Genomic DNA, 1,272 nt, shown 5'->3' with positions numbered 1-1,272 from the left:
AATCTTGCTCTTGCATATAGATTTGTATCTGTATTTGTTTTATAGTAAGCTATACTATCAAATTTAATTCTTTTTGATGAGATATCTTTAACATTTAAAGTTTCACCATCTATATCTAATTCATAACCATCAACATTTGAATAAGCATAGCCAAGTCTATTTGTTAGCATAAATCTATCAAAGTAAGAATCATGTCCTAAGAATGCTCCAAGAGAGTAAAATGTAGAATCTTTATTAATATTTAGATTATCATAACCTTTTAAAGTATATTTGTTATTTAACTTACCTATTTTTGCATAAGAGTCTATGAAGAAGTTATTTCTTAAATCAAATCTTGCTAATGCTCCTACTGCATAAGCTTTTATTTTACCATCATTTTTATAAGAGTTTATACTTCCATCATAATCTGCATAAGAGTATTCAAAAAATCCACCCATTAATGTATTATCAGCTCTACTTGCAACACCTACATCTACAATTGCTCCATTTACATCAGTATCATTTTTACCAATATTGCTTTTATATCCTTTTACATATCCAAAGCTTATTATATTATCAGTATTTGCAGATATATTATTATCAAGTATTGCTATGTTTGGTATATTATCACTTACTAAATCACTCATTTGATTTACAACATGAGAACTTGCCAAATTTGGTATTAATGTATGATTTAGTTTAGGATTTGTTTTTGGTGTAGCATTTTTAGATACTTCTAAAAATAAATTACTTTTATCTTGATTTAACTCTACATCATAAACTGTACTAGCTCCTACTTCAGATATAGTCTTATTTGATAATTTCTTATTTTCTATGGTTAATTCTTTGTTTAAGCTATCAGTTTCTTTTAAAGTGCTTTCATCAATAGATGCTTTTTTAATAACATAAATCTTTTCTCCAGGTTTAAGATTTTTTACTATAGCTTTACTTTTTCCTTTTTCAACATAAGTATTTACTGTTACATTTCTTAAAGCTGTATCTACATTGTTTGTTAGTTGAAGTGCTATATCATTTGTTTTTATATCTTTTGGAAGATTAAAATTTACTTCATTAAAGTTTTTAATATTTCCTGCTATTAAGTCTTTACCAGTAACATTTAAGGTATTGCCTGAAATACTATCTTTACTTTTATCACCTGATAATCCACCATAAATTATACCTTTAACTAAAAAGTGTTTACCTAAAGTATTTATATCTCTTCCTGAGTTATGAAATAAATTTATAGTGTTATTTATAGCATCGCCTTCATTTGAGTAGCCACCATAAACATCA

The 1,272-nt window shown here is 26.0% G+C and carries 1 protein-coding gene; it reads right to left on the bottom strand.

Annotation, left to right across the window (positions count from 1 at the left end; genetic code table 11):
- On the bottom strand, nt 1-1,272 hold a 1,272-nt coding region (locus tag O6B72_RS09320), incomplete at both ends, for an autotransporter outer membrane beta-barrel domain-containing protein (RefSeq protein ID WP_269492994.1).

This window comes from Campylobacter ureolyticus (assembly GCF_027277485.1).
GTDB lineage: Bacteria > Campylobacterota > Campylobacteria > Campylobacterales > Campylobacteraceae > Campylobacter_B > Campylobacter_B ureolyticus_B.
The sequence above is the reverse complement of the archived record's forward strand: the minus strand, read 5'-3'. Positions and strand labels throughout refer to the sequence as shown.